This is a genomic window from Paracraurococcus ruber, from assembly GCF_004353985.1.
Taxonomy (GTDB): domain Bacteria; phylum Pseudomonadota; class Alphaproteobacteria; order Acetobacterales; family Acetobacteraceae; genus Paracraurococcus; species Paracraurococcus ruber.
Map to the genome: position 1 here is coordinate 1 of NZ_SMOA01000380.1, position 4,184 is coordinate 4,184.

Here is a 4,184-nt window from a genome sequence, read left to right on the forward strand (position 1 = left end):
GCGGCAGCCCTGGCGGGCGCCGGCTGCGCCCTGCTGCCGGCCCGCGTCACCGCCCAGCCGGCGCCCCCCGGCAGCCTCGCCCGCCGCCTGACCCTGCCCGCCTCGCCGCCCGGCAGCCGGCTGGAGCTGCTCGGCGGGCTGGTGCTGGACGATGGCGTGCTGGGCTTCGGCGGCCTGTCCGGCCTGCATCTGGCCGAGGACCTGCAGGTCACCGCCATCAGCGATCTCGGCCACTGGATGACGGCGCGGCTGGAGCTGCAGGATGGCCGGCCGAGCGGCCTGTCCGGCCTGCGCACCGGCGCGCTCGGCAGCGGCACCGGCCAGCCGGTCTCCCGCGGCTATGAGGGGGATGCGGAATCCCTGGCCCGGCTGCCCGATGGCAGCTGGCTGGTGGGGTTCGAACGCTGGCACCGCATCCGTGCCTATCAGCGGCTGGACGGCGCCGCCCGCTATGTGGAGGCGCCGCCGGGGCTGGAGCGGGCGGGCAGCAATTCCGGGCTGGAAGCGCTGGCGGTGCTGCCGGATGGGCGCTGGCTGGCGATCGCCGAGGCGCTGGCCGTGCCCGGGCAGCCCGGCTTGACCCGCGCCTGGCTGGGCGGGCCGGGGCGCTGGATGCCGCTGGCCTACCGCCCGGGGGAGGATTTCAGCCCGGCCGATGCCGCGCCGCTGCCGGATGGCGGGGCGCTGGTGCTGGAGCGCAGCTTCTCGCTCTTCGCCGGCTTCGGCGGCCGGCTGGTGCGGCTTTCGGCCTGGGCGCTGCAGGCGGCGGGAGAGGGGACGGTGCTGGAGGGCGAGGAGGTGCTGCGCATCGCCGCGCCGCTGCCGGTGGACAATTTCGAGGGCGTGAGCGCCGCCCGCATCGGCGGCCGCACGCTGGTGGCGATGGTGTCCGACGACAACCAGAACCTGCTGCAGAAGACCCTGCTGCTGCTCTTCGTGCTGGTGGACGACTGACAACGGCGGGCAGGCGCCCTGGCGTCTGCCCGCCGGTATCGCGCGCCGGCGTGGCGTGCCGGCTGCGCGCCAGGCCCAATGACCATGGCGGTCAGCATTCCTGCCGACCGCCATGAGGCCAGCCGTCGGGGCCAAAGCCGCTGGCCAGCCTTGTCCTGGCCCGCCATCGCCGGGCGCGATCCGCCGCTTGCCTGGCGTCGCCACGCAGGCGGCATGCCCTGGCAGGCCGCATGGGCGGCAGATCGCGGGCAGCACGCCGCGCCATGGCGCGGGCGGGGCATGGCACCGCCGCGGGCCGTCCCGTCCCCGGTGCGCGCCTTGGCCCCGGCGCCGCATCCGCGCTATGGCTCCGGCATCCGGAGCCCGTCATGAACGCCATCGCCGAAGCCGTCCTCCGCCCGTCCTCGTCGGACGTCGCCCGTCAGTTCGATGCCGCCGCGCGGGCCGCCCGCGCCGCCGCCGCCGACCTCGCCCGCGCGCCGCGACCGGCGAAGGACCGGGCGCTGCAGGCCGCCGCGGCGGCGCTGCGGGACCGCACGGCGGAGATCCTGGCGGCGAACGAGGCGGATGTCGCCGGCGCCCCCGGCCTGTCCGCCGCCTATCGCGACCGGCTGACCCTGACCCCGGCGCGGATCGACGCCATGGCGCGGGGGCTGGAGGAGGTGGCCGAGCTGCCCGACCCGGTCGGCCGCACCCTGGCGGAATGGACGCGGCCGAACGGCCTGCGCATCCGCCGCGTCGCCCAGCCCATCGGCGTCATCGGCATGATCTTCGAGAGCCGGCCGAACGTGACCGCCGATGCCGCCGCGCTCTGCCTGAAATCCGGCAATGCGGTGATCCTGCGCGGCGGCAGCGAAAGCCTGCGCAGCGCCGGCGCCATCCATGCCTGCCTGGCGGAGGGGCTGCGCGCCGCCGGCCTGCCGGACGCCGCGGTGCAGGTGGCGCCGACTGCCGACCGCGCCTTCGTCGGCGCCATGCTGCGCGCCGCCGGCCTCGTCGACCTCATCATCCCGCGCGGCGGCAAGGGCCTGGTGACGCGGGTGCTGGAGGAGGCGCGCGTCCCCGTCCTCGCGCATGCCGAGGGGCTCTGCCACACCTACATCCATGCCGCGGCCGACCCGGCGATGGCGCGCAGCATCCTGGCGAATGCCAAGATGCGCCGCACCGGCATCTGCGGCGCGACCGAGACGCTGCTGGTGGACGAAGCCATCGCGCCCTCCCTGCTGCCGCTGCTGGTCGCCGACCTGCGGGCGCTGGGCTGCGACTTCCGCGCCGATGCGCGGGCGCGGGCCATCTGCCCCGACCTGCCGGCGGCGGCCGAGCAGGATTTCGCCACCGAATGGCTGGATGCGGTGCTGTCGGTCGCGGTGGTGGACGGCGTCGGCGCCGCGCTCGAGCATATCCGCCGCCATGGCTCGGAGCATACCGAGGCGATCGTGACGGAGGACGCGGCGGCGGCGCAGGAATTCCTCGATGGCCTGGCCTCGGCCGTCGGCATGTGGAATGCCTCGACGCAGTTCTGCGACGGCGGGGAGTTCGGCTTCGGCGCCGAGATCGGCATCGCCACCGGCCGGATGCATGCGCGCGGCCCGGTGGGGCTGGAGCAGCTCTGCACCTATCGATACCAGGTGTTCGGCACGGGGCAGGTCCGGCCCTGAGGCCGGCGCTTCGCCGATCGGGCCGGGCCGCCCGGCGCCAGGGTCCCCGGCGGCCGGCGCGGGCGCTTGCCCCCGCGCGATCCGCTCTCGAGCGGTTTCCGTTCGCCACGGCTCACGGCAACCGCTCCAGTCATTCGAAGCGACGGGCATCGTCGCCCGCTCAGGTGATTCCACCTGATCGGGATCTGCTCTAGCGTGGCGGCAACGACCCGTCCGGGAGGATGCCGCATGCCGCTTCGCCGCCTGATGCCCGCCGCCCTGCTCGCCTGCGGCCTGGCCGCGCCGGCGCTGGCCGAATGCCCGTCCGACGCCGCCATGGATGCCTTCGCCACGGCGATCCTCGCCAACCGTGCGAGCCCGCCGATCCCCGGCATGACCTCGCTAGCCGACGGCTTCTGCGCGCAGGACAAGCTGGTAGCGCGGCTGGCGCGGGAATGGGGCACGCCGATCGGCTACAAGGTCGGCCTCACCGCCCCGCCGGCGCAGCAGATGTTCGGCGTGAACCATCCGGTGCGCGGCACGATCTTCGAAAGCACCATCCGGCTGCGCAGCGGCGCCGAGATTCCCGTGACCTTCGGCGCCATGCCGCAGGCGGAGGCGGATTTCCTGCTGCGGGTAAAGGATGACGACATCAACACCGCCGGCACCGACCATTTGGCGCTGCTGCGGCACCTGGATGTGGCGATCCCCTATCTCGAATTGCCGTCGCTGCACATCGCCGGCCGGATGGATGCGGCGAACCTGCTGGCGATGAACGTCGCCGCCCGGCTGGGCGTGCTGGGGGACCCGATCCCGGTGCAGGCGACGCCGGAATTCGCCGATCGCCTGGCGACCATGACCGTGGTGTTCAGCGACGACACCAAGGAGATCGCTCGCGCCCCCGGCCGCGTGGTGCTCGGCCATCCGCTGAACGTCGTCGCCTTCCTGATCGAGGACCTGAAGAAGCAGGGCCGCGCCCTGAAGGCCGGCGACTATCTCTCGGTCGCCGGCTATTCCGCGCCGGTCGTGGCGGAGGCGGGGCGGACCTACACCGTCCGGTATGAGGGCCTGGCGGCCGAGTCCGTCTCGGTCAGCGTCCGGCTGAAGTGACGGCGGCGCCGGGGGCCTGGGGCGACAACCGCCGGGTGCGGATCGGGCTGCTGGGCGGCAGCTTCAACCCGGCGCATGCTGGCCACCGGCATGTCGCCGAACGGGCGCTCCGGCGGCTGCGGCTGGACCAGGTCTGGCTGCTGGTCTCCCCGGGCAACCCGCTGAAGCCGCGGCGCGGCATGGCGCCCTTCGCCGAAAGGCTGGCCAGCGCCCGGGCCATCGCGGATGGCCGGCGGGTGATCGCCACGGGGATCGAAGCGAGCCTCGGCACCCGCTACACCGTGGACAGCTTGGCCAAGCTGCGCCGGCGCTTCCCGCGGGCGCGCTTCGTGCTGCTGGCCGGGGCGGATATCCTGGCGCAGTTGCCGCGTTGGAAGCGCTGGCGCGCCCTGGCGCGCGGGACGCCGCTTGCGGTGCTGCCGCGACCGGGGCAGACGCGGCAGGCGCTGCGCGGCGCGGCGGCGGCCGCGCTGGCGCGGCACC

At 74.7% G+C, this 4,184-nt stretch carries 4 protein-coding genes; all 4 read left to right on the forward strand.

The annotated features are described in order from the left end of the window. Positions 1 to 954 (forward strand): esterase-like activity of phytase family protein (locus E2C05_RS29380; RefSeq protein ID WP_133223168.1); only part of this gene is annotated, 954 nt, incomplete at its 5' end. A 368-nt stretch (positions 955 to 1,322) separates the two neighbouring features. Beyond that, on the forward strand, positions 1,323 to 2,612 hold the full coding sequence (locus E2C05_RS29385) for a glutamate-5-semialdehyde dehydrogenase (protein ID WP_133223169.1): 1,290 nt from the start codon (positions 1,323 to 1,325) through the stop codon (positions 2,610 to 2,612). Between the two features lie 228 nt (positions 2,613 to 2,840). After that, positions 2,841 to 3,701 (forward strand): 2-keto-4-pentenoate hydratase, encoded by an 861-nt coding sequence (locus E2C05_RS29390; RefSeq protein ID WP_133223170.1) that lies wholly within the window; start codon positions 2,841 to 2,843, stop codon positions 3,699 to 3,701. After that, positions 3,698 to 4,184, forward strand: a 487-nt coding sequence (locus E2C05_RS29395) for a nicotinate-nucleotide adenylyltransferase (protein WP_240046944.1), incomplete at its 3' end; no start/stop codon positions are given. The genes E2C05_RS29390 and E2C05_RS29395, both read left to right, overlap by 4 nt.